This is a genomic window from Neorhizobium sp. LjRoot104, from assembly GCF_964253725.1.
Lineage (GTDB): Bacteria > Pseudomonadota > Alphaproteobacteria > Rhizobiales > Rhizobiaceae > Neorhizobium.
In genome coordinates this window covers 104,614-128,806 of record NZ_CAXURS020000002.1, presented here as the reverse complement: position 1 = coordinate 128,806, position 24,193 = coordinate 104,614, and the positions used below count along the sequence as shown (strand labels likewise).

20 protein-coding genes are annotated in these 24,193 nt (G+C 62.8%); 13 read left to right on the top strand and 7 right to left on the bottom strand.

The window, feature by feature from the left end:
- Nucleotides 1–850 precede the first annotated feature (850 nt).
- From ACSQ8R_RS22660 to ACSQ8R_RS22650, 3 genes are all read left to right on the top strand, one after another.
- The gene (locus ACSQ8R_RS22660) at nucleotides 851–1,129 is read left to right on the top strand and encodes a ribbon-helix-helix domain-containing protein (protein ID WP_436255650.1); all 279 of its coding nucleotides are present in this window, start codon (nucleotides 851–853) and stop codon (nucleotides 1,127–1,129) included.
- 807 nt (nucleotides 1,130–1,936) lie between these two features.
- Nucleotides 1,937–2,233, top strand: coding sequence for a nucleotidyltransferase family protein (locus tag ACSQ8R_RS22655; RefSeq protein ID WP_436255649.1), 297 nt, complete (start codon nucleotides 1,937–1,939; stop codon nucleotides 2,231–2,233).
- Nucleotides 2,233–2,475, top strand: a complete 243-nt coding sequence (locus ACSQ8R_RS22650) for a hypothetical protein (protein ID WP_436255648.1) — start codon at nucleotides 2,233–2,235, stop codon at nucleotides 2,473–2,475. Before ACSQ8R_RS22655 ends, ACSQ8R_RS22650 begins: the two co-directional genes overlap by 1 nt.
- Nucleotides 2,476–2,672: 197 nt before the next feature.
- On the opposite strand, the gene ACSQ8R_RS22645 is transcribed toward ACSQ8R_RS22650, so the two are convergent.
- From ACSQ8R_RS22645 to ACSQ8R_RS22630, 4 genes are all read right to left on the bottom strand, one after another.
- Entirely contained in the window at nucleotides 2,673–4,889 is a 2,217-nt protein-coding gene (locus ACSQ8R_RS22645; RefSeq protein ID WP_436255647.1) for an FAD-dependent oxidoreductase, read from the bottom strand.
- A 24-nt stretch (nucleotides 4,890–4,913) separates the two neighbouring features.
- Nucleotides 4,914–5,114, bottom strand: coding sequence for a hypothetical protein (locus ACSQ8R_RS22640; protein WP_436255646.1), 201 nt, complete (start codon nucleotides 5,112–5,114; stop codon nucleotides 4,914–4,916).
- A 131-nt stretch (nucleotides 5,115–5,245) separates the two neighbouring features.
- The gene (locus ACSQ8R_RS22635) at nucleotides 5,246–6,454 is read right to left on the bottom strand and encodes an acetyl-CoA C-acetyltransferase (protein ID WP_436255645.1); all 1,209 of its coding nucleotides are present in this window, start codon (nucleotides 6,452–6,454) and stop codon (nucleotides 5,246–5,248) included.
- A gap of 110 nt (nucleotides 6,455–6,564) precedes the next feature.
- Nucleotides 6,565–8,358 carry an acyl-CoA dehydrogenase C-terminal domain-containing protein gene (locus ACSQ8R_RS22630; RefSeq protein ID WP_436255644.1) on the bottom strand — a complete coding sequence of 598 codons (1,794 nt, stop codon included), beginning with the start codon at nucleotides 8,356–8,358 and terminating at the stop codon, nucleotides 6,565–6,567.
- A gap of 498 nt (nucleotides 8,359–8,856) precedes the next feature.
- Between ACSQ8R_RS22630 and ACSQ8R_RS22625 the strand changes: the two genes are divergently transcribed.
- The 3 genes from ACSQ8R_RS22625 (at nucleotide 8,857) to ACSQ8R_RS22615 (ending at nucleotide 14,757) form a co-directional block, all read left to right on the top strand.
- Nucleotides 8,857–12,759, top strand: a complete 3,903-nt coding sequence (locus tag ACSQ8R_RS22625) for a peptidoglycan-binding protein (protein ID WP_436255643.1) — start codon at nucleotides 8,857–8,859, stop codon at nucleotides 12,757–12,759.
- 268 nt (nucleotides 12,760–13,027) lie between these two features.
- Nucleotides 13,028–13,954 (top strand): sulfite exporter TauE/SafE family protein, encoded by a 927-nt coding sequence (locus tag ACSQ8R_RS22620; protein WP_436255642.1) that lies wholly within the window; start codon nucleotides 13,028–13,030, stop codon nucleotides 13,952–13,954.
- The gene (locus tag ACSQ8R_RS22615) at nucleotides 13,954–14,757 is read left to right on the top strand and encodes a TIGR02186 family protein (protein ID WP_436255641.1); all 804 of its coding nucleotides are present in this window, start codon (nucleotides 13,954–13,956) and stop codon (nucleotides 14,755–14,757) included. Before ACSQ8R_RS22620 ends, ACSQ8R_RS22615 begins: the two co-directional genes overlap by 1 nt.
- On the opposite strand, the gene ACSQ8R_RS22610 is transcribed toward ACSQ8R_RS22615, so the two are convergent.
- The gene (locus ACSQ8R_RS22610) at nucleotides 14,758–15,276 is read right to left on the bottom strand and encodes a winged helix-turn-helix transcriptional regulator (protein WP_436255640.1); all 519 of its coding nucleotides are present in this window, start codon (nucleotides 15,274–15,276) and stop codon (nucleotides 14,758–14,760) included.
- Between the two features lie 94 nt (nucleotides 15,277–15,370).
- On the opposite strand from ACSQ8R_RS22610, the gene ACSQ8R_RS22605 reads away from it, so the two are divergent.
- The 5 genes from ACSQ8R_RS22605 to ACSQ8R_RS22585 all read left to right on the top strand — a co-directional run bounded on the left by ACSQ8R_RS22605 (nucleotide 15,371) and on the right by ACSQ8R_RS22585 (nucleotide 19,734).
- The gene (locus ACSQ8R_RS22605; protein WP_436255639.1) at nucleotides 15,371–15,931 is read left to right on the top strand and encodes a dihydrofolate reductase family protein; all 561 of its coding nucleotides are present in this window, start codon (nucleotides 15,371–15,373) and stop codon (nucleotides 15,929–15,931) included.
- A 90-nt stretch (nucleotides 15,932–16,021) separates the two neighbouring features.
- Entirely contained in the window at nucleotides 16,022–17,812 is a 1,791-nt protein-coding gene (locus ACSQ8R_RS22600; protein WP_436255638.1) for a chloride channel protein, read from the top strand.
- A 159-nt stretch (nucleotides 17,813–17,971) separates the two neighbouring features.
- The gene (locus ACSQ8R_RS22595; protein ID WP_436257247.1) at nucleotides 17,972–18,844 is read left to right on the top strand and encodes an alpha/beta hydrolase family protein; all 873 of its coding nucleotides are present in this window, start codon (nucleotides 17,972–17,974) and stop codon (nucleotides 18,842–18,844) included.
- A gap of 85 nt (nucleotides 18,845–18,929) precedes the next feature.
- A complete protein-coding gene (locus ACSQ8R_RS22590; RefSeq protein ID WP_436255637.1) occupies nucleotides 18,930–19,367 on the top strand; it encodes a universal stress protein in 438 nt (145 codons plus the stop codon).
- A 115-nt stretch (nucleotides 19,368–19,482) separates the two neighbouring features.
- The gene (locus ACSQ8R_RS22585; RefSeq protein WP_436255636.1) at nucleotides 19,483–19,734 is read left to right on the top strand and encodes a hypothetical protein; all 252 of its coding nucleotides are present in this window, start codon (nucleotides 19,483–19,485) and stop codon (nucleotides 19,732–19,734) included.
- 50 nt (nucleotides 19,735–19,784) lie between these two features.
- On the opposite strand, the gene pdeM is transcribed toward ACSQ8R_RS22585, so the two are convergent.
- Entirely contained in the window at nucleotides 19,785–20,513 is a 729-nt protein-coding gene (gene pdeM, locus ACSQ8R_RS22580) for a ligase-associated DNA damage response endonuclease PdeM (RefSeq protein WP_436257246.1), read from the bottom strand.
- A gap of 32 nt (nucleotides 20,514–20,545) precedes the next feature.
- Entirely contained in the window at nucleotides 20,546–23,080 is a 2,535-nt protein-coding gene (locus tag ACSQ8R_RS22575) for a ligase-associated DNA damage response DEXH box helicase (RefSeq protein WP_436255635.1), read from the bottom strand.
- A gap of 94 nt (nucleotides 23,081–23,174) precedes the next feature.
- Between ACSQ8R_RS22575 and ACSQ8R_RS22570 the strand changes: the two genes are divergently transcribed.
- Nucleotides 23,175–23,675 (top strand): Rrf2 family transcriptional regulator, encoded by a 501-nt coding sequence (locus ACSQ8R_RS22570; protein WP_436255634.1) that lies wholly within the window; start codon nucleotides 23,175–23,177, stop codon nucleotides 23,673–23,675.
- A gap of 48 nt (nucleotides 23,676–23,723) precedes the next feature.
- Nucleotides 23,724–24,188 carry a carboxymuconolactone decarboxylase family protein gene (locus ACSQ8R_RS22565; RefSeq protein ID WP_436255633.1) on the top strand — a complete coding sequence of 155 codons (465 nt, stop codon included), beginning with the start codon at nucleotides 23,724–23,726 and terminating at the stop codon, nucleotides 24,186–24,188.
- Nucleotides 24,189–24,193: the final 5 nt, after the last annotated feature.

Genomic DNA, 24,193 nt, shown 5'->3' with positions numbered 1-24,193 from the left:
CGTCTACAATCTATGGGAATATTGCACTCCCTAGATTTCGGGAGGACGTGTGACGTATTATCCACGGATCACAATCATGGCGCGACGCTGGCTGATCCATGATTACCGCTGCCGCCAGCCAGCTCCCTTTTTCATTGTCTCGATAGGCTGGTAGAGTCGGGGCCTTCGACCACCCGCGGCCATAACGGGATCGCGCGCCGATTTCAGTCATAGAGGTATCGTCGCGCCTCGCTGATAGCGAACGCAAACTCAGGCCCCTCGCGACGACGACGACGGGATATTCTCTCCTTTGCTCGCAGGCTGATCTGTTCCGCTGGTCAGCCTATGCACACGCTGAGCTTACCAAGTAAAGGGTTACCGCCATCAGGCATAAGAAACGCGCCAGTGCCGTCGTTCGTTGCCAAGAGGGGAAGAATATCGGTTGGGAACAGCGTGTCCAGATGTGTCACTAGCACCGCCTCTCGCACGTAGGCTGGTGCACTCCATTTCAGATAAATATTTCCCGATCAGTTTCGAAGCGATGGATATTTGTCCACGGTACAGCACAGATCAACTTCCGTGGGCTCGACACGCGATAGGCGCGAGCCGCCAGCCATTCTTCCGCCCAAATGGTTGTTGGATTTATGGTGAAAACCAGAGTTTCAACAGCTACCGTTCGTATGCGTTCGTCTACGTAACAACCTACTGTCGTACCTGGACAAGGTCTGAACTGAAAGGGCATGCGCTGTTGAGCATGCAGCAGTATGGGGTGACACTGACGAAGGATCAACCTGAGATAGCATTTCAGAATTTTTGCCGTTACTTTCAGCTGGTGGTAAAAATTACTAGCACGAGCAAATGGAGGTGAATCATGGCCAATGTCGAAAAGGTGAGCGTCTCGATGACGCCGCAGCACGCCCAGTTGTTGCGCGATGCCGTGCAGAGCGGGGCTTATGCCAGTGGAAGCGAGGTCATTTGCGAGGCGATGCGCGACTGGTCGGCCAAGTGGATGCAGCAGCGCGAAGATATCGCCAAATTGCGGGCCATGTGGGCTGAAGGCAAGGCCAGCGGCCCCGCCACCGAGGTGGATTTTGATGCTGCGCTGGAGGAAGCGCGCGAGGAACTGTCTGCCGCGACCCATGCCCGCTAAACTCGTTTGGACACCCAAAGCCCGCGCCGACGTTAAGAAATCCATTCGATATCGGTAAAGACCAGCCCCGCAGTGCAGAACGGTATTCCGCCACTTTCCGGGATAGGGCGGAAATGCTGATCGAGCATCCGCGCCTGGGCGAGCGCTATCCGGAAATCTTCCGTACCGCCCGGATGCTGGTCGAAGCGCCCTATGACATTCTTTATAGACCCTGCCGGACACGACGAAGGCGGTACCTATACGGTTGAGATTGGTACGGGGTGGACGGTCGGCGCGACCTATCCGCTTTATTTTAAGGCCGCATGGCTCCAACCCTTGTGTGTAGCTTCCGGCAGGATCCCGGGATAGAGCCCAAGGGTCGTGTCCCAAACCTGTCACATTCACGATGAGGTATGAGCCTTGCCGCCAATGTTCGTGGGAGAAGATCCATGGCATCCGCAGCGAGAGTGTCAACGGCGGAGAGCGAATTGCAGGAGAATCGGTATCGCTTTCCCAGCATCAAAATCAGGCTTTTCAACTGATCCTTTAGTGGCTGATCAATACCGTTCCAGAACTCAGCACAGTGGCCGACCGCACCTTCGCTCTCCGCGCAAAGGCAAAAAATGTAACCCATGTCTCCGGTATGAACTGTCACCCTTCTCTCTGGAAGGACATCAACATCTTATGAACATTCCTGAAGCTGCCAATCTCGTTCATGTGACTTTCATGTAACGGGCCCTCAACGGCAGAAATACTAAAGAACAGAGCCCAGCCACCCGTCAGATGACGACGCTGGATGCCTTGGGCGGAATGATATAAGCTATCGACATGAACCGAACCGACGCCATTCAGAAGCTTCAACAGCACGCAGATGCCGTGAAAGGCATGGGCGCGACGGCCCTGTACCTTTTCGGATCGACGGTTCGCGATGAAGCACGGGCGTCGAGTGACCTCGACCTGTTCATTGATTATGACCCTGCTAAGCGGTTCTCACTCCTCGATCTGGTCGGAATTAAGCAGTTTCTTGAGGAAGAGCTTGCCGTGGAGGTTGACGTCACGACCCGCGGCAGCCTGCATCCGATGCTGCGCACCGACATCGAACAATCCGCCATCCGCGTTTTCTGATGGTCACGCGTAAGGTCGGGCCGGTTCTGGCGGAGATCCTGGAAGCCATCGATGGCATTGAAAACCATACCGCGGGAAAGTCCCTGGCAGAGTTTGAACACGATTGGCTGCTGCGTCTCGGCACCCAACGGGCGCCGGAAGCGATAGTCTTTCCTCAATCGGCGTGGAGCCCGGCAATGAGGGATCCCGGTCGGCAGGACATGGCGGCGGAAAGCCTCTATCGCGAGAACCACGATCGTTAGACCGTGAGCACAGTCTTGCCTCCCATCGACACGAAAGGCGCACGGGGTCGAACTTGCCCTAAGAGGGCGCCTAGATGTAACCACCCAACCGTCAACGACGACGACCATTGGGTGCCTGGCTTCTCAGGCATGCCGCAGCCGTTCCATACGACCAGCACGGCCCGGTCCGGCGTGTCCTTGGAACGCTTGTCGCGGCCTTACGCCGCCTCCCCCACCTTCCCATACGGGTCAAACCGCCCGTAAAACGTCTCGCCCTTCGCCGCCATATCCTTCAACAGCTCCGTCGGCTTGAAGTGCGCCCCGTAGCTCGCCGCCAGCTTTTCGCACAGCGCGACAAAATTCTTCACGCCCATGCCGTCGATGTAGGAGAGCGTGCCGCCGGTATAGGGGGCGAAGCCGAAGCCGAGGATGGAGCCGACGTCGGCTTCGCGCGGGTCGGTGACGATGCCTTCTTCCACCGTGCGGGCGGCTTCGAGCGCGATCGTCACCAGCAGGCGCTGTTTCAAGACGGTGACATCCACCTCGTCGGCGCGCTTCTGCGGGTAGAGGGTCTTCAGTTCGGGCCACAGGAACTTTTTCGCCGGCTTGGCCGGATATTCGTAAAAGCCCTTCAGGTTCTTGCGGCCGCGGCGGTCGAACACGTCGACCATTTGATCGACCAGCGCCATGTGCTCCGCCTTGACGGCATTGGGGCCGAGGTCGGCGATCGAGGCCTTCATGATCTTCTGGGACAGGTCGACGGCGACCTCGTCGTTGAGCGACAGCGGGCCAACCGGCATGCCGGCCATTTTTGCGGCATTTTCGATCATCGCCGCCGGTACGCCTTCGATCAGCATGTCATAGGCTTCGTTGATATAACGGAAGACGCAGCGGTTGACATAAAAGCCGCGGGTATCGTTGACGACGATCGGGGTCTTCTTGATCGCGGCGACGAAATCGAGCGCTGCGGCCAGCGCCTTGTCTCCCGACTTTTCGCCGAGGATGACCTCGGTCAGCATCATCTTTTCGACCGGCGAGAAGAAATGCACGCCGATGAACTGGTCGGCGCGCTTGGAATTCTCGGCAAGGCCGGTGATCGGCAGGGTCGAGGTGTTGGAGGCGAAGATGGTGGTTTGCGGGATGACCGCTTCGACCGCCTCGATCACCGCCTTCTTGACGGCGCGATCCTCGAACACCGCCTCGACGACCAGGCTCGCATCCGACAGCGCCTGGTAATCCGGGGTGGGGATGATCAGCGAGAGCAGCTTTTCGCCCTCCTCCTTGGTCATCCGGCCTTTGCCGACTTGATCGGCCACCAGCTTTTCGGAATGGGCCTTGCCCTTGTTCGCGGCCTCCTGGTCGCGGTCGATGAGGGTGACGGGAATGCCGGCCGCGGCGGTCACATAGGCGATCGAGGCGCCCATGAAGCCGGCCCCGACGACGCCGATCTTGGAGAATTCCGTCTTCGGGATACCGGCCGGGCGGCGAGCGCCCTTGCCAAGTTCCTGCATGGAGACGAACAGCGAGCGGATCATCGAAAACGCTTCTGTCGTGCGCAGGATCTCGGTGAAATAACGCTGCTCGACCTTGAGGCCCGTATCGAAGGGAAGCTGCAGGCCTTCATAGACGCATTTGAGGATCGCGAGCGCGCCCGGATAATTGCCCGCCGACTCGCGGCGCAGGATGGCGGGGGCGGCCGGCCAGAGCTGGGCCGCAGCCGGCGTCCAGATGCCGCCGCCGGGGACCTTGAAACCCTTTTCGTCCCAGGGGGCGACGGGTTTCAGGCCGTCCTTAATCATCTGTTTCGCAGCATTGATCAGTTCGGCTGGCTCGACGACCTGATGCACGAGGCCCATGGCCTTGGCGCGCTGGGCGGTCAGCGACGACCCCGTCGTCATCATCTGCAGGGCGTCCTGGGCATTGGCCAGCCGCGGCACCCGCTGGGTGCCGCCAGCGCCCGGGAAGATGCCGACCTTGACTTCCGGAAGCGCTATTTTCACCGACTTCGAATTGGCGGCAACGCGGCCATGGCAGGCGAGCGACAGTTCGAAGGCACCGCCCATGCAGGTGCCGTTGATCGCCGAGACCCAGGGTTTGCCGTTGGTCTCGACCTTGCGCCAGAGCCAGGACATGCGGCCGGCGGCATCGAACAGTTTCTGCGCCGCGGTAGCCGGGTCCTTCGCCTGTTCCTCGGCGAGCATCGAGAACATCGACTTGATCATGGTGAGATCGGCGCCGCCGGAGAAGGACGATTTACCGGAGGTGAAGACGACCCCCTTGACGGCGCTATCCGCGACAGTGGCATCGACGATCTGGTCGATCTCGTCCATCACTTCCATGGTGAAGACGTTCATCGACTTGTCCGGCATGTCCCAGGTGACGAGAGCGATGCCGTCCGCGTCGGTTTCGACGGTGAAGTTCTTGTAGGTGCTCATGATGGGATTCCTCTTCCCTGAATATCAAAATACGCCGAGTACGAAGCAAAGCCAGCCGACGAGAAGGAGCAGAGCGACGAGGAGAACGAGATTGCCGAGCTTCAGCGACCGGACATGGCCCGTAGAAACGGGACGCACCGCTTTTTCGTGCGCCTTTGCCATGTCCTTCGCCAGATTGTGCTGGGCGAACTGCTTTTCTATCTCGTTCTTCTGGCGCTCATACACCTCGCCTGCCCTTCTGCCGAATTTCAGTCCGGTCCTCCTGCTTCTCCGTTATCCTCGGGCTTGACCCGAGGATCCATCGCCCGGGGCCGTGGATGGGCGGGTCAAGCCCGACCATGACGGAGAAGAGGGTCTCAGACCCGTTCGATAATCGTCGCGGTGCCCATGCCGGCGCCGATGCAGAGCGTGACCAGCGCGGTGTTGAGATCGCGGCGCTCCAGCTCGTCCAGAACCGTGCCCAAAATCATCGCGCCGGTGGCGCCGAGCGGGTGGCCCATGGCGATGGCGCCGCCGTTGACGTTGATCTTGTCGTGGGAAATGTCGAAAGCCTGCATGTAGCGGAGCACAACGGCGGCGAAGGCTTCGTTGAGTTCGAAGAGATCGATGTCGGAGATCTTCATGCCCGAGCGCGCCAGCAGCTTTTCCGTCACATCGACCGGGCCGGTCAGCATCAACGCCGGGTCGGAGCCGATATTGGCGAAGTGGCGGATGCGGGCGCGCGGCTTGAGGTTCATGCTCTCGCCGCCGGCCCTGGAGCCGATCAGGACGGCCGCGGCGCCATCGACGATGCCGGAGGAATTGCCGGCGTGGTGGACGTAGTTGATGCGCTCGATTTCCGGATGGGCCTGGATGCCGACGGCTTCGAAACCACCCATTTCGCCCGGCATCTGGAAGGACGGGTTGAGCTGGCCAAGCGACTGCATGTCGGTGGTCGGGCGCATGTGCTCGTCGCGGTCGAGGATCACGAGGCCGTTCTGGTCCTTGACGGGGATGACGGAGTTCTTGAAGTAACCGGCGTCCCAGGCTTTTCCGGCGCGCTTCTGGCTCTCGACGGCATAGGCGTCGACGTCGTCGCGGCTAAAACCGTATTTGGTGGCGATGAGGTCGGCCGAGACGCCCTGCGGCATGAAGTAGGCCGGGAAGTTGACGGACGGGTCCATGTACCAGGAGCCGCCGGACATGCCCATGCCGACGCGCGACATGCTTTCAACGCCGCCGGCGATGACGATGTCGTCGGAACCGGCCGCGACCTTGCCGGCCGCGAAGTTGACGGCGTCGAGGCCCGAGGCGCAGAAGCGGGAGATCTGCATGCCGGGGGCCCTGGTGGAGTAACCTGCCTCGAAGGCAGCGGCCTTGGGGATGACGGCACCGGCGTCCATGACCGGATCGACGCAGCCCATGATGATGTCGTCGACCCTGGATGTGTCGAGGCCGTTGCGGTCGCGGATCGCCTCGAGCGTCTTCGCCGCAAGGCGCACGGACGGCACTTCGTGCAGCGCCCCGTCCTTCTTGCCGCGGCCGCGCGGCGTGCGGACGTGGTCGTAAATGAAGACTTCGGTCATGGTGTCATCTCCCTGGGTGGCAATTTATATTGCCTCAAATCTCGGACATGGGAGAGAAGACCCCTCCCCAGCCCTCCCCGCAAGCGGGGAGGGAGTGCGTCGGCGCAAAATCAGAACGCCTCGGCCGCCAGTTCCATCACGCTGTCGGCGCCGGCTTCGATGCGCACCTTGCGCATCGCGGTTTCCGGCAGGATCTTTTCCATGAAGAATTTTGCCGTGGTGAGCTTGTTCTTCAGGTAGTCGGCGCGGGCGTCACCGTTGGCGAGACCCGCCTGCGCAGCCTTGGCGATCTTCGCCCACATGTAGCCGAGCGTGACGAGGCCGAACAGGTGCATGTAGTCGGTCGAGCCGGCACCGGCATTGTCGGGCTTGGCCATGGCGTTCTGCATGAACCACATGGTGGAAGCCTGCAGGTCGTTCAAGCCCTTCTTGAGACCCTTGGTGAAGGGGGCCATCGCCTCGTCGGCGCGGTTTTCCTCGCAGAAATCGCCGATTTCCTTGAACATCGCCATCACGGCGCGGCCGCCATTCAGCGCCAATTTACGCCCGACCAGGTCGAGCGCCTGGATGCCGTTGGCGCCTTCGTAGATCATGGTGATGCGGGCGTCGCGGACATACTGGCTCATGCCGTGTTCCTCGATATAGCCGTGCCCGCCGAAAACCTGCTGGGCCATCACGGCGTGCTCGAAACCCTTGTCGGTCATCACGCCCTTGAGGATCGGGGTCGCAAGGCCGAGGAGGTCATCGGCGTTCTGGCGCTCGGCCGCATCCGGCGAACGATGGGCAATGTCGGATTTCAGCGCCGTCCAGAGCAGGAAGGCGCGGCCGGCCTCGTTGAAGGCGCGGATGGTCATCAGCGAACGGCGGATGTCCGGGTGGACGATGATCGGATCCGCCTTTTTGTCCGGTGCCTTGGTGCCGGAAAGGGAACGGCCCTGGATGCGCTCGCGGGCATAGGCGACGGCGTTCTGATAGGCGGTTTCGGCGATCGACAGGCCCTGCAGGCCGACGCCGAGGCGGGCCTCGTTCATCATCACGAACATGGCGGCGAGGCCCTTGTTCTCCGCCCCGATCAGGAAGCCGGTCGCCTCGTCATAGTTCATGACGCAGGTGGAATTGCCGTGGATGCCCATCTTGTGTTCGATCGCGCCGCAGGTCACGCCGTTGCGCTTGCCGAGCGAGCCATCGGCATTGACCATGAACTTCGGCACGATGAACAGCGAGATGCCCTTGGTGCCTTCCGGCGCGCCTTCGATACGGGCGAGCACCAGGTGGACGATATTGTCGGTCATGCCGTGTTCGCCGGCGGAGATGAAGATCTTCTGGCCGGAAATCCTGTAGGAGCCGTCCGCCTGCGGCACGGCCTTGGAACGCAGAAGGCCGAGATCGGTGCCGCAATGGGGTTCGGTGAGGTTCATGGTGCCCGACCAGGTGCCGGCGACCATTTTTGGCAGATAGGTCTGTTTCTGCTCTTCGGAACCGTGCACGAGGATCGCGGCGATCGCACCCTGGGTCAGGCCCGGATACATCATCAGCGACATGTTGGCCGACGACATGTATTCTCCGACGGCGGCATGCAGCGTATAGGGCAGGCCCTGGCCGCCGAACTCTTCCGGCACGGCAAGACCGATCCAGCCGGCCTGGCAATACTGGTCATAGGCCTGCTTGAAGCCCTTCGGCACCGAGACCGTGCCGTCGTCGTGACGGGTGCAGCCTTCCTGGTCGCCGGAGAGGTTCAGCGGAAAAAGCACATCCTCTGCCACCTTGGCGGCTTCCCCGACAATCGCTTCCAGCATGTCGGGCGTGGCATCGGCAAAGCCAGGCAGGTTGCCGTAGCGCTCGATGCCGAGCACATCGTTGAGAATGAAAAGCGTGTCGTTTACCGGGGCCTTGTATACTGGCATGGTCGAGCTTCCTCCAAATCCTCGTCTCGGGATCCCCGGCCAGGGCCTTCGGCTCACGGCAAGATCCGCATTCTTTCTACCACAAATAATTGACGTTCGCGTAAACGTCAATTCCGTGCGCCGGGAACTTTAGCGATCTCCACCATCGCTATTCCTCCGTCCTGCGTACAGTCTTAACCGGCCGAACAGTTGCGAAACTGGATGGGAAATCAGGGAAGATAGGGCCGGCAAGCGGAACGTCCTTGCGACAAAGGAAGCAGAACGCTCCGAAAAGGTTAAAATTTTCGTTCCGGTTAACGACTTGTTTACCACGTTTCGGGAAATAGTGGGCACTTAAGCGACGCAGTACATTTACCTCAAGACGTCCCGCGTCCGCTGAAAATGGCAAGTCCTGCGAAAGGCATCTTCAAGGCATAGCCGGTCGGCGGGAACTTCGTATCCCTGACAAAGGCCGCTGACGGGAAGCCAGGCAGGTACAACGTCGAAACGAGCGAGCACATGAACGGATCACGATCGACCCCTTCCCGTCCCGGCGACCGCTCTTCCCTGGATGCGTTGAACCGCACCATCGAAGGGCTCGAAGCGCGTATCGAGGGGTTGATGTCAGGCACGGCGCGTGACGCCCGCGCGCCGAAAGCAACCGATCCGCGCGAGCAGCGCCGGCCGACTCCGGCTGCCGCCTATCGCGAACCGCAAATCTCCAGCGATCCGCTTGCCGAGATCCGCGAGCGCCAGCGCATGCTCGACGCCGACCGCGGCGCGAGGGCCGAGCGTCCGCGGGCTCCCGAGCTGCGCCGCGAAGAGCCGCGTTATGCCGAACCCCGCCGTACCGAGCTGCGCCCGCCGGAAGCCTATCGCCCGCCAGCGCGGCAGATCCCCGCTCGCGCCGAACCGCGCCCGGTCGCGCCAGCGCCGCGCCGCGAGGAACCCCGCCGTCCTGCCGTTCAGCCGCGCATGCCCGCACCGCAGGCGCAGCATCAGGTCGATAACGGCATGCGCGACATCGCCCAGGCGCTGGTCGGCCTGCGCCAGGAGTTGAAGCAGGATATTTCCGACAGCGTCGCCCGCGAGATGACCGCGCTGCGCTCCGAGATCCGCTCGATCAAATCGATCGCCGAAGACCAGAATTTTACCGAGGACCTGCGCGGCGACCTCGCCCGGCTTGCCGAAGGCATCAGCCAGCTCGGTTACCAGGCAACGCCGGAGGCCGCCGGCCTGCGCAGCGAATTCGAGGAACTGCGCGCCGTCATGGACGGACTCGCCCGCGAAGATTCCGTGCGGCGCATGGAAACCCGCTGGCAGGGTCTCGAAGATCGCATGCAGGATCTCGACTCCGCGGCACTGCGCGAGGAGCTCGTCTCGCTCGCCTATCGGATCGACGACATCAAGGGCCAGCTCGGCGCGATGAGCGACAGTCCGGTCATCCGCGCGCTCGAACAGAAGCTGATCACGGTCGCGAGCGCGATGGAGCAGCTTGGCTCGCGCATGCAGCCGAACGACTCGGTCATCGCCGAACAGTTCGCGACATTGGACGAGCGGCTGGACGAGATCAGCCGGGCGATCGCCGCCGGCAGCCGCGCCTCTGCCTCCGCCTCGATCGACCAATCCTTCCTGCAGCGGCTCGACGGCCGCATCAGCGCGCTCGCCGGGCAGATCGATGCGATAAGCCAGGCGACCCATGTCCAGGTCGATCCCACCGAAGCGCTGTCCGCCCGCATCGAAGCCTTGACGGGCCGCATCGAGGAACTCACCGATGAACAGGCCGCAATGCGCCTGGAGGAGCGGCTCGAACAGCTTTCTCTGATCCTCGAACAGGCCCAGAAGCCTTCGCAGGATCCCGAGCTCTCCGCCTATCTCGCCGATATTTCCCGCAAGATCGACGGGCTGGAGCAGGGTACTGTCAATGACGTGCTCGCCGAGCGGCTCGACTATCTCGCCCGCCGGATCGAGGAAATCGACTACCCGCCCCGCGCCCAGTCGGTCATGGACGAACAGGCCTTCGGGCGGATCGAGGACCGGCTGACCGATATTGCGGCGCGGCTCGACGAAGCGACGACGGCGCCGCGCGGCGACCACGGCGCGCTTCGCAATCTCGAAGACCAGATCGCCCATCTTTCGGTGCTGATCAGCCAGCCGCAGCAGGGTACAACCGCCCTTCCCGCCGAATTCGAGAACCGCATGACGGCGCTCGAAAGCTACATGGCGACCAATGACGAATATATCATCGAGGCTGCCCGCCAGGCTGCCGAGACGGTGGTGGAAGCTTATTCCCGCAACGGCATGGCAGGTGCACCGGGCGCCGCCGCCGACATGGCCGCACTTTCGGCGCTTGCGGACGACCTTCGCCATCTCGAAGACCTGACCCGCCATTCGGACGATCGCACCCACCAGACCTTCGAAGCCCTGCACGGCACGCTGGTGCAGATCGCCGACCGCCTGGACGGCATGGAAGAACGGCTTGCCTCCTCCGCTCATACGCAGCGGGACCGCTATCACGAAGAACCGGCGCGTTACGAAACCCGCCCCGCCCCGGCCATGCCGGCGGCCGCGCAGCTTTCCGTCGCCGCCGCCGAAGAGCTGATGAGTTACGAGCTGGCGGAGGCCGAGGCGGACGAGCAGCCACTCGCAACCTTCGGCACCCGCGCAAGGCCCCCCCAGGAAACGTCCTCCGACGAAACGGTGCTTCGTGCCGACCACGCCGACACGAAAGTCGCCGCCAAGGAAAATGCCACCAGGGAAAAGGCCGCCAAGACCAGCCTGCTGACCGAGCTTTCCCGCCGCTTCCTGCCGGGCGGCAAGGCCGAGGCCCCGAAGGGCGACCGCACCGTGATCGATCCGACGCCGTCGCTCGATCCTTCCGACGTGCTGCCGGCGGATCGCGAAAACGATCTTCTGGAGCCGGGCTCCGGTGCGCCTGATGTCAAGAAAATCCTGGAGCGCGTTCGCGCCAGCCAGGTCGCCGGCGACTTCGACAATGACCGGACAAGTGCCGCCGAACGCGCCGACTATATCGCCGCCGCCCGCCGTGCGGCCAAGGCCGCTGCCCAGGAAACCGACCCCTCGCAGGGCGGCTCGCCCTCCAAGGACTTGCGCAGGGCCGCCAAGGCCTCCGCCAACAAGGGTTTCGGCGCCATGCTTTCGCAGCATCGCCGTCCGATCCTGATGGCGGTCGGCGCCGTGCTTCTGGTGCTGATGGCGATGCCGCTCGCCAAGACGCTGACAAGCGGCACGAAGGCTCCCGCAGCACCGGCGCCGACGATCGAGGCACCGGCCAGGCCCGCGGCACCGGCCAACATGAGCGGCAGCAACGAAATCCCGACGATCGAGGATCAGGCCGCGACCGACGGCGCCGAAAGCGACGCGGATGTTGCAGCCGCGCCGACGCAGCCTGTCGAGCAGGCGCCGGCACCGGCGATGACCGCCAACCACCTGACCGATCCGCGGCCCGCCTCCGGCGCGCCGTCGATCATGGAACAGCCCGGCAATGCGCCGGCTGCCGCCAACACTTTCGCGGCCGCTCCCAGGGCCGCGGCTCCGGCTGCGATCGTGGTGCCCGTTGGCATCGAACCGAAGTCGCTTGCCGACGCCGCCGCCGCCGGCGACCCGAACGCGCTCTTCGAGATCGGCGCCCGCTTCACCGACGGAAAGGGTGTCAAGAGCGATCTGTCGGAAGCCGCCAACTGGTACAAGCTCGCCGCCGACCGCGGCCTGGCGCCGGCCCAATACCGGCTCGCCAATCTCTTCGAAAAGGGCACCGGCGTTTCCCGCGACCTTTCGAAGGCAATGACCTATTACAAGCAGGCCGCCGACGCCGGCAATGCCAGCGCCATGCACAATCTGGCGGTGCTCTACGCATCGGGCGCAGCCGGCCAGCCGGACTATGCCGCAGCCGTCTCCTGGTTCGGCAAGGCCGCCGATTTCGGCATTGCCGACAGCCAGTTCAACCTCGCCATCCTGCTTGCCCGCGGCAACGGCGTGAAGCAGGATCTCGAGGAATCCTACAAGTGGTTCGCGGTCGCCGCCAAGGAGGGCGACAAGGACGCCGCCCAGAAGCGCGACGAGGTCGCCAACGCGATGCGCAAGGAACAGCTCGAGAGCGCCCGCGCCAAGGTCGAACGCTGGAAGGTGACGCCGCTCGATCCGAAGGCCAACTCCGTCAACCTCCCGGACGAATGGGCCTCCGGCAAGCCGCTGACCACCGCTTCGGTCGACATGGAAAAGGCGATCCGCAACATCCAGGCGATCCTCAACAAGAGCGGTTTCGACGCCGGCACGGCGGACGGCAAGATCGGTGCAAAGACGGTGACGGCGATCAAGGCCTTCCAGACCTCCGTCGGCCAGGAGCCGACTGGCAGGATCACCGACGCGCTGGTCAAGGAATTGCTCGCCAAGAACAAGTAAGTTTATCTGCCCGATCGTTAAGTCTACTTACCCGACCGATCTAGGCGAGTTGGGGGATATTAATCACGCCTCCAGAAAAACGGCAAAATTGCCGCATTATCCGACACTTGCGAATTGACTTCCCGGCACGCACGGGCGCATGACGGATGAAGTCCTTCATGCCCTGTTCACATGGCATGTGAGATCACGTTCCCACCCGCGCCGGGCGGATAACCACATCGCGAACCGCCCGCGAGGGCATCGCTTTTTGCCGTGTCGAGGTTCTGCCGTGACTGTCTACCTGCCGATCGCGGAGCTGTCGGTGAACATCTTCATCATTCTGGGCATGGGCGCGGCCGTCGGCTTTCTCTCGGGCATGTTCGGCGTCGGCGGCGGCTTCCTGATCACGCCGCTGCTGATCTTCTACAACATCCCGCCTGTCGTGGCGGTCGCCACCGGCGCCAACCAGGTCGTCGCGTCGTCGATTTCGGGCGCGATCACCCATTTCAGGCGCGGCACGCTCGACATGAAGCTCGGCTCAGTCCTGCTTGTCGGGGGCCTTGCGGGCGCGACGGCGGGTGTATGGGTCTTCTCGTGGCTGAGGCGGATCGGACAGCTCGATCTGTTCATCTCGTTGCTCTATGTCGTGCTGCTGAGCTCGATCGGCGCGCTGATGCTGCAGGAGAGCGTCCGGGCGATGCGCCGGGCGAAGAACAACAACCAACTGCCGGTCAAGCGCCCCGGCCAGCACAACTGGGTTCATCGGCTGCCGCTCAAGATGCGGTTCAAGAAGTCGAAGATCTATCTCAGCGCCATTCCGGTCGTCGGGCTCGGCTTCGGCATCGGCGTGCTGACCTCGATCATGGGCGTGGGCGGCGGCTTCATCATGGTGCCGGCGATGATCTATCTCCTGCGCATCCCCACCAACGTGGTCGTCGGCACCTCGCTGTTCCAGATCATTTTCGTCACCGCCTACACGACCATGGTGCAGGCCGCGACCAACTATTCCGTCGACATCGTGCTGGCGACGATCCTGATGGTGGCGGGCGTGATCGGCGCGCAATACGGCGTGCGTGTCGGGCAGAAGCTGCGCGGCGAACAGCTGCGCGCGCTCCTGGCGCTGCTCGTGCTCGCCGTCGGCATTCGCCTGGCGATCGGGCTGGTCGTCACGCCGAGCGATGTCTATTCGGTCTCGGTCGGGGGGATGTCCTACTGATGCGCCGGCTTCTCCGCGTCGCCCTCCTCCTGCCGTTGCTGGCGCTCGGATCTCCGGTCCAGGCACAGGTGCCGTTCGGGCAGGCGTCGGGCGTGAAGGAACGGCTGGAGATCGGCACTTCGACCAGCGAAATAGCCATCACCTCGGATTTCCGCGGTGCGGATCTTACGATCTTCGGGGCGCTCACCAATGCCGACGAGCTCTTCCTGGCGATCGGCCAGTATGACGTGGTGGTGACGCTGGAAGGGCCGAAGGACTATGCGACGGTGCGCAAGAAGGAGCGCGTCTTCGGGATCTGGATGAACACCGAGGGAATGACCTTCGAACAGGTGCCGGAAAGCTATTCGCTGGCCAGCACCCGGATGATCGACAGTATCGACGAGGCGCCGAGCCTCAACAATATCGGGGTCGGCATCGACCATCTGGCGCTGAACCCGGTCGGCTATATCCCCGATTCCGGCATGATCGGCGAATTCCGCAATGCCTACCGGCGTCTCAAGCTGACAAACGGGCTTTACCAGCGCGACACGAGCGGCGTGCGCTTCGTCTCCTCGAGCCTGTTTCGCGCGTCCCTGAAACTGCCGGCCAACATCCCGGACGGGATGCATATGGTGCGCGCCTACCTGTTCAAGAGCGGCCAGCTGATCAACCAGCGGGAAATGCCGTTGCGGGTCGTCAAGACCGGTATCGAGCAGGCGATCACCGACGCGGCGCATGATCGGCCTCTCGCCTACGGTTTCCTCTGCGTGCTGATCGCCATCATCACCGGTTGGGGCGCCAGCATCGTCTTCCGCAAGGACTGATCATTCCGCCGCATCGGCCGCCGCGGCATTGCGGGCGACGACTTCGAGATAGGCGGCGCGCAGGCGGTCGAAGACGGAAGGCTTGCCTGGATCGCGCGGCGCCTGCAGATGCAGGACGCGCAGTTCGGCCATGAAATCGTCCCACAGCGGCCGGCCGCCTTCCTCCAGCAGCTGGGCGCGGATCGAAAGCTCTTCGGAAACCGGCATGAACCGGCGGCCCCAGGCTCCCATTTCCGCAAGGATCGGCACCAACCGGATCGACATCTCGGTCAGGCTGTAGATCCCCTTCTGCTTGTGGCTCCGGTCGTCCTCGCGCGAAAGCAGGCCCCGCTCGACCAGCCGCTTCAACCGATCGGCAAGGATGTTGGAGGCGATGCCTTCCTCGGAATTCTGCAGCAGTTCGCGGAAGTGGCGGCGGTTGCCGAACATGATGTCGCGGATGACGATCAGGCTCCAGCGGTCTCCCAGAACCTCCAGCGTCAGATTGATCGGGCAACCCGACCGATATGCTTCATTCATGTCCGTCTCCAATACCGCTTGCAATCTACAATCAGTTTGGTTAGCTTTCAACTGCTTGCTTTTTGCAACTGGTTTAAACGGGATGGAGGATGGCATGAGAAAGCTGGTGGTCTGGAACCTGATGAGCCTCGACGGTTACTTCGAGGGAGAGAAACCTTGGGATCTCGCCTTCCACAACTACGCCTGGGGGCCGGAGCTGGAAAAGCTCTCCGAACAGTTCGGCGAGGAAGGCGACCTCCTGGTGTTCGGCCGCAGGACCTACGAGGGCATGGCAGCCTATTGGCCGACCGCCGAGGAAGGCGGCACGGTCAAGAACTACATGAACAATATCGCCAAGATCGCCGTGTCGACGACAATAAAGGACGCCCCCTGGAACAATACCCGGGTCGTCAGCGATCCGGTTGCCGAGCTCACCAGGCTTAAAGACGAGGACGGCAAGACGATCTTCATCTTCGGCAGCGCCGAGCTGGTGGCTTCGCTGATGAAAGAGGGCCTCGTCGACGAATACCGGCTGTGCATCGCGCCGGTGCTTCTCGGCTCCGGCAACCCGCTGTTCAAGAAGGCGGAGCAGCAGACCGAGCTCAAACTCCTGAGCTCGAATGCGGCGGCCAACGGCGCGGTGATCCTCACGTATGAGGTAAACAAGGCGGCCTGACGCCGCAGGCGCAGGATATCAAGGGATTGATTGTTGGCCTGAAGGGATGTTTGCGCTAGAGACGCACCAACTCGTTTCTGCAAGATGTTCATGTTCAGCCGGTTCTCCTCCCTCCTGTCCTCCGCCCGGGTTATTCTCAAGCCGGGCCATCTGCGGGCGCTCGTCCGGCGTAGCGAATTCGGGCTCATTGCCGTCGCGGCCCTGGTCGGCGCGCTCTCCGGGTTCGCGATCGCCGGCATGAGTTTCGTCTCCCAGGAACTGCACCGGGCGATCTTCGGGCTCGGCGGCGGCGAAAGACTGAGCTCGGCAACCGATATCAACCGGCTTGCCGTTCTGCTCGCACCGATCGGTGGCGGGCTCCTTCTTGGCTTGTTATTCCTGATCCTACGGCGCTGGCGCAAGAAGCCTATGGTCGATCCGATCGAGGCGAACGCGCTGCACGGCGGACGCCTGTCCCTGACCGACAGCATTCTCGTCGCCGTCCAGAACCTGATCTCGAACGGTTTTGGCGCATCGGTCGGGTTGGAGGCGGGATATACGCAGCTCTCCTCCGGGATTGCCTCGAAGATCGGGCTTTTGCTGCAATTGCGCCGGTCGGATCTCCGCATCCTCGTCGGCTGCGGTGCGTCGGGCGCAATCGCGGCCGCGTTCAATGCGCCGTTGACCGGTGCTTTTTATGCGTTCGAGCTGATCATCGGCAGCTATACGATCATGAGCCTCACACCGGTCGTCGTCTCGGCGCTTGTCGCGACGATCGTCACCCGCCTGTTCTTCGGCGACGAGTTCCTGATCAATATCGGCGATTTCGGTGCCGTCGTGCCGGCCGACTACCTGCCGGCGATCCTACTCGGCGCCTTCTGTGCCGGCGGCGGCATCCTGCTGATGCAGGGGGTCACCTTCGTCGAGGAAACGGCGCGCAAAAGTTCGATCTCACCCGCACTACGACCGGCGATCGGCGGCGTCGCGATCGGCCTCCTGGCGCTGGTCGATCAACAGGTGATGGCGGCCGGCCATGGAGCACTGCACCTCAATCTCAACCAGGACCTGACGATCCCGGGGCTGCTTGCCATTCTGGCGTTGAAATCCCTGGCATCGGCCGTATCGATCGGTTCCGGTTTTCGTGGCGGCCTGTTCTTCGCATCGCTGTTCATGGGGGCGCTGCTCGGCAAGATCTTCGCCTATTCGGCGCCCTATATCTTCGTCCACGCGACCCTGACGCCGGTCATCTATGCGGTGGTCGGCATGAGCGCGATGGCCGTGGCGGTGATCGGCGGGCCGCTGACCATGACGTTCCTGGCGCTCGAAATCACCGGCGATTTTCCGATCACCGTACTGGCGCTTGCGGCGGTGATCACCTCGTCCGTTACAGTGCGAAACACGTTCGGTTACTCGTTCGCGACCTGGCGTTTCCACCTTCGCGGCGAAAGCATTCGCAGCGCCCATGACATCGGCTGGATCCGCAACCTGACCGTCGAGCGGATGATGCGCACCGACGTGCGCACCGCGCCGGTTTCCATGAGCATCGACGATTTCCGCCGAGATTTCCCGCTCGGTTCGACGCAGCGTGTGATCGTGGTCGACAAGGCGGAGAAATATGCGGGCATGGTGCTCCTGCCGGACGTCTATGCGGCTCCGACCGAGGATGCGGCGGAAAAACCGACACTCGCTTCCTTCGTGAAATACAAGAACGACGTGCTGTTGCGGTCGATGAACGCCAAGCAGGCTGCGGCGACCTTCGACAAGCTGGAGGCGGAAGCGCTGGCGGTCGTCAACAACCAGATCGAGCGGAAGGTCGTTGGCCAGCTCAGCGAGAGCCATACGTTGCGACGCTACAGCGAAGAACTCGACCGGCGGCGGCGCGAGGTTTCCGGCGAAATCTGAACCGTCTTCTCCCTTCGGCTAATTGCGCCGCACCGGGCGCGATATAAGGTCACCGCTCCAGGGAGAAGGACGATGGCCGATACGGAATGCGAAACGCCCGAGGGCCGGGAAAGCGAGGGCGGCGGCATATCTTCGCGCCCCGCCGGGGAGCCGGTCGGCATGGCCTGCCGGGACGGCGTGATTGTCCGCGGCCACCTCTGGCCGGCCCGGTCTGCAGCGATCGGGAGCGTCATCATCAATCCCGCGACCGGGGTTCTCGCACGCTATTATCACTACTACGCCGACTTCATGGCCGGCGAAGGTTTCGACGTCCTGACCTATGACTATCGCGGCATCGGCCTCTCGCGCCCCGCGAGCCTCAAGGGATGCGGCTATCGCTGGCGGGAATGGGGCGAGCAGGATTTCGACGCGGCGCTAAGGTTCATGGACGCGGCCCGACCGGGGCAACCGGCTTACGTTGTCGGCCACAGTATCGGCGGCTACCTGCCAGGCCTCTCGCCAATGGCCAGCCGCATCGACCGGATGCTGACCATGGGGGCGCAATATGCCTATTGGCCGGATTATGCGAGCGGCCATCGCTTGCGGCTATTCCTCAAGTGGCATGTGGTGATGCCGGCGCTGACGGCGATGTTCGGCTATTTCCCCGGAAAGCGTCTCGGATGGCTGGAGGACCTGCCGGCAGGAGTGGCGAACGAATGGAGCTTTCGTGGAGCAAGGATGGAGCATACCCACCCGCCCGCCGAACGTGGCGATGTGCTGCGGCGGTTCGAGGCGGTGACCGCCCCGATCCTGGCGGTGACGATGTCGGACGACGATATCGGCACGGTTGCGGCAATCCGGCGCACACTGTGTTATTATCGCAATGCCCAGGTGACGCAGGTTCTGCTGAAGCCGCAGGACTATGCCCTGGCCGCCATCGGACATTTCAGCCTGTTCCACGCCCGGCATCGGGAAGGCTTCTGGCAGGATACCGTTTGCTGGCTGCGGGACGGCATTAATCCCTGGCCCGGGCATGTGATCGCGTCGCCCTGAACCCACCGGGCCTGCGGCTTGCGCTGGATCAATGAGCGACCCTGCGCACCTGCGATGATGTCACCAAGCCAACAAGGAGGCACAGATGTTCAAACATGTTCTCATTCCAACGGACGGCTCTCCCCTCTCGACCAGCGCGCTCGAAAAAGCGCTCGATTTCGCGCGCGAAATCGGCGCGGAAGCCACCGTTCTGGTGGTGATGGAACCGCTGCAGGTCTTGACGCTCAATCCGACCGGGATGGAAGTCGCCTATGCGGAATATGACCGGCAGAACAACGAGGCGGCCGACGGTATTCTCGCCGACGCCATGGAAGCGGCGAAACAACGCCTGGTCGCCTGCGACGCGGTGAAGCTTGGCAGCCTGGATCCCGCGGGCACCATCATTCAAACCGCCGGCACCTATCACTGCGACGTCATCGCCATGGCCTCGCACGGCCGCTCCGGCTTCAAGGCGTTCATGCTCGGCAGCGTGACGATGAAGGTGCTGGCGCATTCCAAGACGCCGGTGCTGGTCTATCGGTAAGACCAGTCTTCGCCGGCGCCGGCTGCGGATGCTCATTCAATGCCGGCCGGTCATACGGTGCTTTACAGCTTCGATATTGCGGCGCACAATGCTCCCTTGGCCCGGGAGACAGTGAATGATGACCGTATTTGAAGGCCTAAAAGGAGAACTCGCCGTCGGCACGACAGTCCTGGCGCTGGTCGATTACAATATCACCGAATTTCGCGACGGCGACAGTTGCCGTTATGTCGGACATGTTCGAACGAAGCCGTCCGTTCTACAAACCGCACTGAACGCTCCTACCCTCCGGCTGGGCGGTCACCGCATAACCCTCAATGCGGTCGAGCATGAGGATTGGGTATCGTTTCATCTGGACAGTTTCCCCTAAGCGGAACGCCGGTCATCAGATCTGCTGAGATCGTAATCCTTGTCGGTCGGTCAACCGATCAGGTTGCCGTAGCGGACCGAATAGATGCGGTCGCGGCCGAGCAGGTGCGCGACCAGGGCCTCGCGGTCGAACAGTCCGTGCATGGCCCGGTGGCGCAGGTCGAGGCCGCCGGCGAGCACGCCGAAGGCCGGCATCAGAAGCCGGGCGCCATCGCTTGCAAAACATGGGCGGCGGACTGACTTTTCGCGGCGACGGACGGTGGCCGACGGATGCAGGTGGCCGGCGATCTCGCCTTTACCCGAGATCAGGCTGGGCTCGTGACGGAACACGAGATCGCCATAGAAGAGTTCGTCGGTGCAGGTGCCCGGAAGATCCACCGTGCCGTCGGGATCGTGGTTGCCGTTGATCCAGATCCAGTCGCGGCCGCGCGCCATCGCCGTGATCAGCGAGCGCAGTTCCGCCGGCAGATGTTCGGAGCCCTTGCGGTCATGGAAATTGTCACCGAGCGAGACGACGACCTTGGGATCGTAGCGGGTGATGACGGCCGACAGGATGTTGAGGGTGGCGATCGTGTCATAGGGCGGCAGCATCATGCCGCGGCGGGCAAAGGCGGCGCCCTTTTCCAGATGCAGGTCGGAGACGACGAGCATGCCGGTTTCCGGCAGGTAGAGGCCGCCCAGGGGATCACAGACGGCGAGGACGCCGTTCACGACGATCTCTTCCGTGCCGGTTGCGGCCGTTCCCCCTGAAATCGTTCGCGCCAAAGCGAGGCGGTGCATCAATTCAATGTCTTCCAGTCCAGCGTATCGCATCAGCCAAGCGCCTCCGCGATCAGTTCGTCGGCGGCTTCCTGCAGCACCGCGTCATGCGCCTCGCCCGGAACGCTCTCCTTGCCGATTTCCAGCATGATCGGAACGGCAAGCGGCGAGACGCGGTCGAGATCGCGGTGGGTGATGTGCCCCCTGATTCGCGCCAGCATATCGCCTAATCGGGCAAGATCCAAAAGACCGGATGCCGCATCCCGCCGGGTCGCCTCCAGCAGGATGTGATCCGGCTCGTGGCTGCGCAGCACGTCGTAGATGAGATCGGTCGAGACGGTGACCTGTCTTCCCGTCTTTTCCTTGCCCGGATGGCGGCGCTCGATCAGGCCGGAGATCACGGCACAATTGCGGAAGGTGCGCTTCAGCATATACGATTCATCGAGCCAGGCCTCGAGATCGTCGCCGAGCATGTCCTCGTCGAAAAGGTCGGAAAGGCTGAGACGGTCCGCGCGGATCATCGCGCCGATGTCGTTGAGGCCCCAGACGGCCAGTGAATAATCGGTCGCGACAAAACCGAGTGGCCGGGCGCCGGTCCGTTCCAGGCGGCGGGTGAGCAGCATGCCGAGCGTCTGGTGGGCGAGCCGTCCCTCGAAACAGTAGGCGATCATGAAGAACCGCTTGCCGCGCGGAAAGGTCTCGATCAGGAGCTCGTCCTTCTTCGGCAGCATGGAGCGCTCAAGCTGGATGTTCAGCCAGTCGCGAACCTGGTCCGGCAGCGCGCCCCGGCGATCGGGATCGGCGAGCATGCCGCGCACCTGGTCGGCGAGATAGGTGGAGAGCGGGAACTTTCCGCCGGCATAAGCGGGGATTTTCGGGTCGAGCGAGAGGGCGTTGGAGACGAGGCATTCGTTCTCGCGGATGCCCTCGAAGCGCAGCACCTTGCCGGCAAACAGGAAAGTATCGCCCTGGACGAGCTGTTCGAGGAAATATTCCTCGACCTTGCCGAGCGACATGCCGCCGCGGCCGACCGTGCCTTTGGCGTTACGCTTGACCAGCCTGACATTCAGCTCTGTCGCCTCGACGATCGTGCCGAGGTTGAGGCGGTATTGCTGAGCGACGGCGGGGTTCGAGACCCGCCAGCGGCCTTCGCTGGTCTTGCGGATCTTGGCGTAACGCTCGTAGGCACGCAGCGCATATCCGCCGGTCGCGACGAAATCGACGATGCGCTCGAACATCTCCCAGGAGAGGTCGGCATAGGGCGAGGCGGAGGTGATCTCGTCGTAGAGCTCCACCGGGTCGAATGGTTCGGCGCAGGCCATGCCGAGCACGTGCTGGGCGAGCACGTCGAGCGCGCCCTCGCCGACCGGCGGCGTATCCTGGGCGCCGAGATAATTGGCGTCGAGCGCCGCCTGGCATTCCATCACCTCGAAGCGGTTGGCGGGCACCAGGATGGCCTTCGACGGCTCGTCCATGCGGTGGTTGGAGCGGCCGATGCGCTGGGCCAGACGGCTGGCGCCTTTGGGTGCCCCGACATGCACGACGAGATCGACATCGCCCCAATCCATGCCGAGATCGAGCGTCGAGGTGGCGACGACGGCGCGCAGCCGGTTGGCCGCCATGGCGGCCTCGACCTTGCGACGCTGGCCGGCATCGAGCGAGCCGTGATGCAGCGCGATCGGCAGGTTGTCGTCGTTGATGGTCCACAGCGTCTGGAACAGCAGTTCCGCCTGAAAACGGGTGTTGACGAAGATCAGCGTCGTCTTGTGGCGCTTGATCTCCTCATAGACCTCGGGGATCGCATAGGTGGAGACATGGCCGGACCAGGGGATGCGGTCCTGCGTCTTCATGATGGTGATATCGGGCGCGGCACCGCCGGTCACATGCACGAGGCCGGCGGGCGGGGCCGGATCTCCGCCTTCCGGGGCGTTCTGCGCAACGAGCCAGCGTTGCAGGTCCATCGGGTCGGAGACGGTGGCCGACAGGCCGATGGTGCGCATGTGCGGGGCATGCCCGCGGATGCGCGCGAGGCCGAGCGACAGGAGGTGGCCGCGCTTGGAGGTGACCAGCGAATGCAGTTCGTCGAGGACCACGTATCTGAGGTCCTTGAAGAAACGTTCGGCCTCCTTGTTGGCCAGAAGCAGGGCCACCTGTTCCGGGGTGGTCAAGAGGATATCGGGCGGGTTGAGCTTCTGGCGCTGGCGTTTTGCCTGCGGCGTGTCGCCGGTGCGGTTCTCGATCGAGATGTCGAGGCCCATTTCGGAAACCGGCGTCATCAGGTTGCGTTCGATATCGACCGCCAGCGCCTTCAAGGGCGAGATGTAGAGCGTGTGGATGCCGGTGAAGGCGGAGCCGGGTGGGATTTTGCCGCGCCTTGTCAGGTCGGTCAGCGACGGCAGGAAGCCGGCGAGCGTCTTGCCGGCGCCGGTCGGCGCGATCAGCAGCATGTTTTCGCCGGATGTGGAGCGCGACAGCAGTTCCAGCTGATGGTCGCGCGGCTGCCAGCCCTTTTCCGCGAACCATTTCTGGAACGGCCGGGGCAGAAGCGCGGCGTCACGGCCGGAGGAATGGGTTTCGACGATATCCACGCCGTTAAGTTAAGAGAAACCGGACGAAAAAGAAGGGGCTTGACGCGAGCACGATAATCGTGGATAAATTTTATCCACGATATGGAGATGATCAATGAAACTTGGCGACGGCGTCGAACAGGCGATCCACAGCATCAGCATGATGTCGAGCCTTTCCGAAGGCGGCGTGCTGTCGGCGGCGGCGCTGGCGGAATTCCACGGCGTTTCGACGAGCTACCTCCTGAAGCATCTCCAGGCGCTCTCGGGCGCCAGGCTGGTGGAAACGGTGCCGGGACCGAAAGGCGGATACCGGCTGGCTAAAAAGCCGGCTGAGATCACGCTTCTCGATATCGTGCTGGCCGTTGAAGGGCCGGCCCCGGCCTTTCGTTGCGCCGAAATCCGCCAGCGCGGGCCGAACCCGCTGCCGGGCCGCTATTTCACAAAACCCTGCGGCATCAACGCCGCGATGCTGAAGGCTGAAAAGGCCTATCGCGCAGAACTCGCCAAGGTGACGATCGCCGACATCCTGGCGGACCTCGGCGCAACCGACGATGGCGGCATCGCCGCCCGCGGCTGCGCCTTCCTCGAACTCAACGAACGCAGAACCGCCCGCTAACCGGGCCACAGGCACGCCGAAGGCGGCCAAAACCCCAAGGAGAAGATCATGCAGCCTCGTCTGAATTTCGCCAAAGCCTCCGAGGAGGCCTACAAGGCCGTACTCGCCCTCGAAACCTATGTTCAAAAGTCAGGCCTCGAACGCCGCTTCATCCATCTGATCAAGCTCAGGGCCTCGATCATCAATCATTGCGCCTATTGCATCGACATGCACGTCAAGGAAAGCCGTCACGACGGCCTCTCCGAGCAATGGATCAACCTGATGAGCGCCTGGGAGGAATCGCCGATCTATGACGAAAAGGAACGCGCCCTTCTGACCTGGGTGGATTCGGTCACCAAGGTTGCCGAAACTCATGTCCCGGACCGCGCCTACGAGAAACTGCGGGCGCATTTCACCGAAGAGGAAATGACCAAGATCACGGTGGCGATCGGCGCCATCAACGTCTGGAACCGGCTCTGCGTCGGCTTCCGCGCCATGCACCCGGTCGACAGGCCGGCCAGCCAGGCCGCCTGATCGAA

Excerpts from the sequence above, each read along its gene's own strand:
- ACSQ8R_RS22570 (WP_436255634.1), top strand. The coding sequence starts at position 23,175 with ATGAAACTTGGCGACGGCGTCGAACAGGCGATCCACAGCATCAGCATG.
- ACSQ8R_RS22585 (WP_436255636.1), top strand. The coding sequence starts at position 19,483 with ATGATGACCGTATTTGAAGGCCTAAAAGGAGAACTCGCCGTCGGCACG.
- ACSQ8R_RS22635 (WP_436255645.1), bottom strand. The coding sequence starts at position 6,454 with ATGACCGAAGTCTTCATTTACGACCACGTCCGCACGCCGCGCGGCCGC.
- ACSQ8R_RS22595 (WP_436257247.1), top strand. The coding sequence starts at position 17,972 with ATGGCCTGCCGGGACGGCGTGATTGTCCGCGGCCACCTCTGGCCGGCC.
- ACSQ8R_RS22600 (WP_436255638.1), top strand. The coding sequence starts at position 16,022 with ATGTTCAGCCGGTTCTCCTCCCTCCTGTCCTCCGCCCGGGTTATTCTC.
- ACSQ8R_RS22650 (WP_436255648.1), top strand. The coding sequence starts at position 2,233 with ATGGTCACGCGTAAGGTCGGGCCGGTTCTGGCGGAGATCCTGGAAGCC.
- ACSQ8R_RS22645 (WP_436255647.1), bottom strand. The coding sequence starts at position 4,889 with ATGAGCACCTACAAGAACTTCACCGTCGAAACCGACGCGGACGGCATC.
- ACSQ8R_RS22605 (WP_436255639.1), top strand. The coding sequence starts at position 15,371 with ATGAGAAAGCTGGTGGTCTGGAACCTGATGAGCCTCGACGGTTACTTC.
- ACSQ8R_RS22590 (WP_436255637.1), top strand. The coding sequence starts at position 18,930 with ATGTTCAAACATGTTCTCATTCCAACGGACGGCTCTCCCCTCTCGACC.
- ACSQ8R_RS22615 (WP_436255641.1), top strand. The coding sequence starts at position 13,954 with ATGCGCCGGCTTCTCCGCGTCGCCCTCCTCCTGCCGTTGCTGGCGCTC.
- ACSQ8R_RS22630 (WP_436255644.1), bottom strand. The coding sequence starts at position 8,358 with ATGCCAGTATACAAGGCCCCGGTAAACGACACGCTTTTCATTCTCAAC.
- ACSQ8R_RS22565 (WP_436255633.1), top strand. The coding sequence starts at position 23,724 with ATGCAGCCTCGTCTGAATTTCGCCAAAGCCTCCGAGGAGGCCTACAAG.
- ACSQ8R_RS22655 (WP_436255649.1), top strand. The coding sequence starts at position 1,937 with ATGAACCGAACCGACGCCATTCAGAAGCTTCAACAGCACGCAGATGCC.
- pdeM (WP_436257246.1), bottom strand. The coding sequence starts at position 20,513 with ATGCACCGCCTCGCTTTGGCGCGAACGATTTCAGGGGGAACGGCCGCA.
- ACSQ8R_RS22660 (WP_436255650.1), top strand. The coding sequence starts at position 851 with ATGGCCAATGTCGAAAAGGTGAGCGTCTCGATGACGCCGCAGCACGCC.
- ACSQ8R_RS22625 (WP_436255643.1), top strand. The coding sequence starts at position 8,857 with ATGAACGGATCACGATCGACCCCTTCCCGTCCCGGCGACCGCTCTTCC.
- ACSQ8R_RS22610 (WP_436255640.1), bottom strand. The coding sequence starts at position 15,276 with ATGAATGAAGCATATCGGTCGGGTTGCCCGATCAATCTGACGCTGGAG.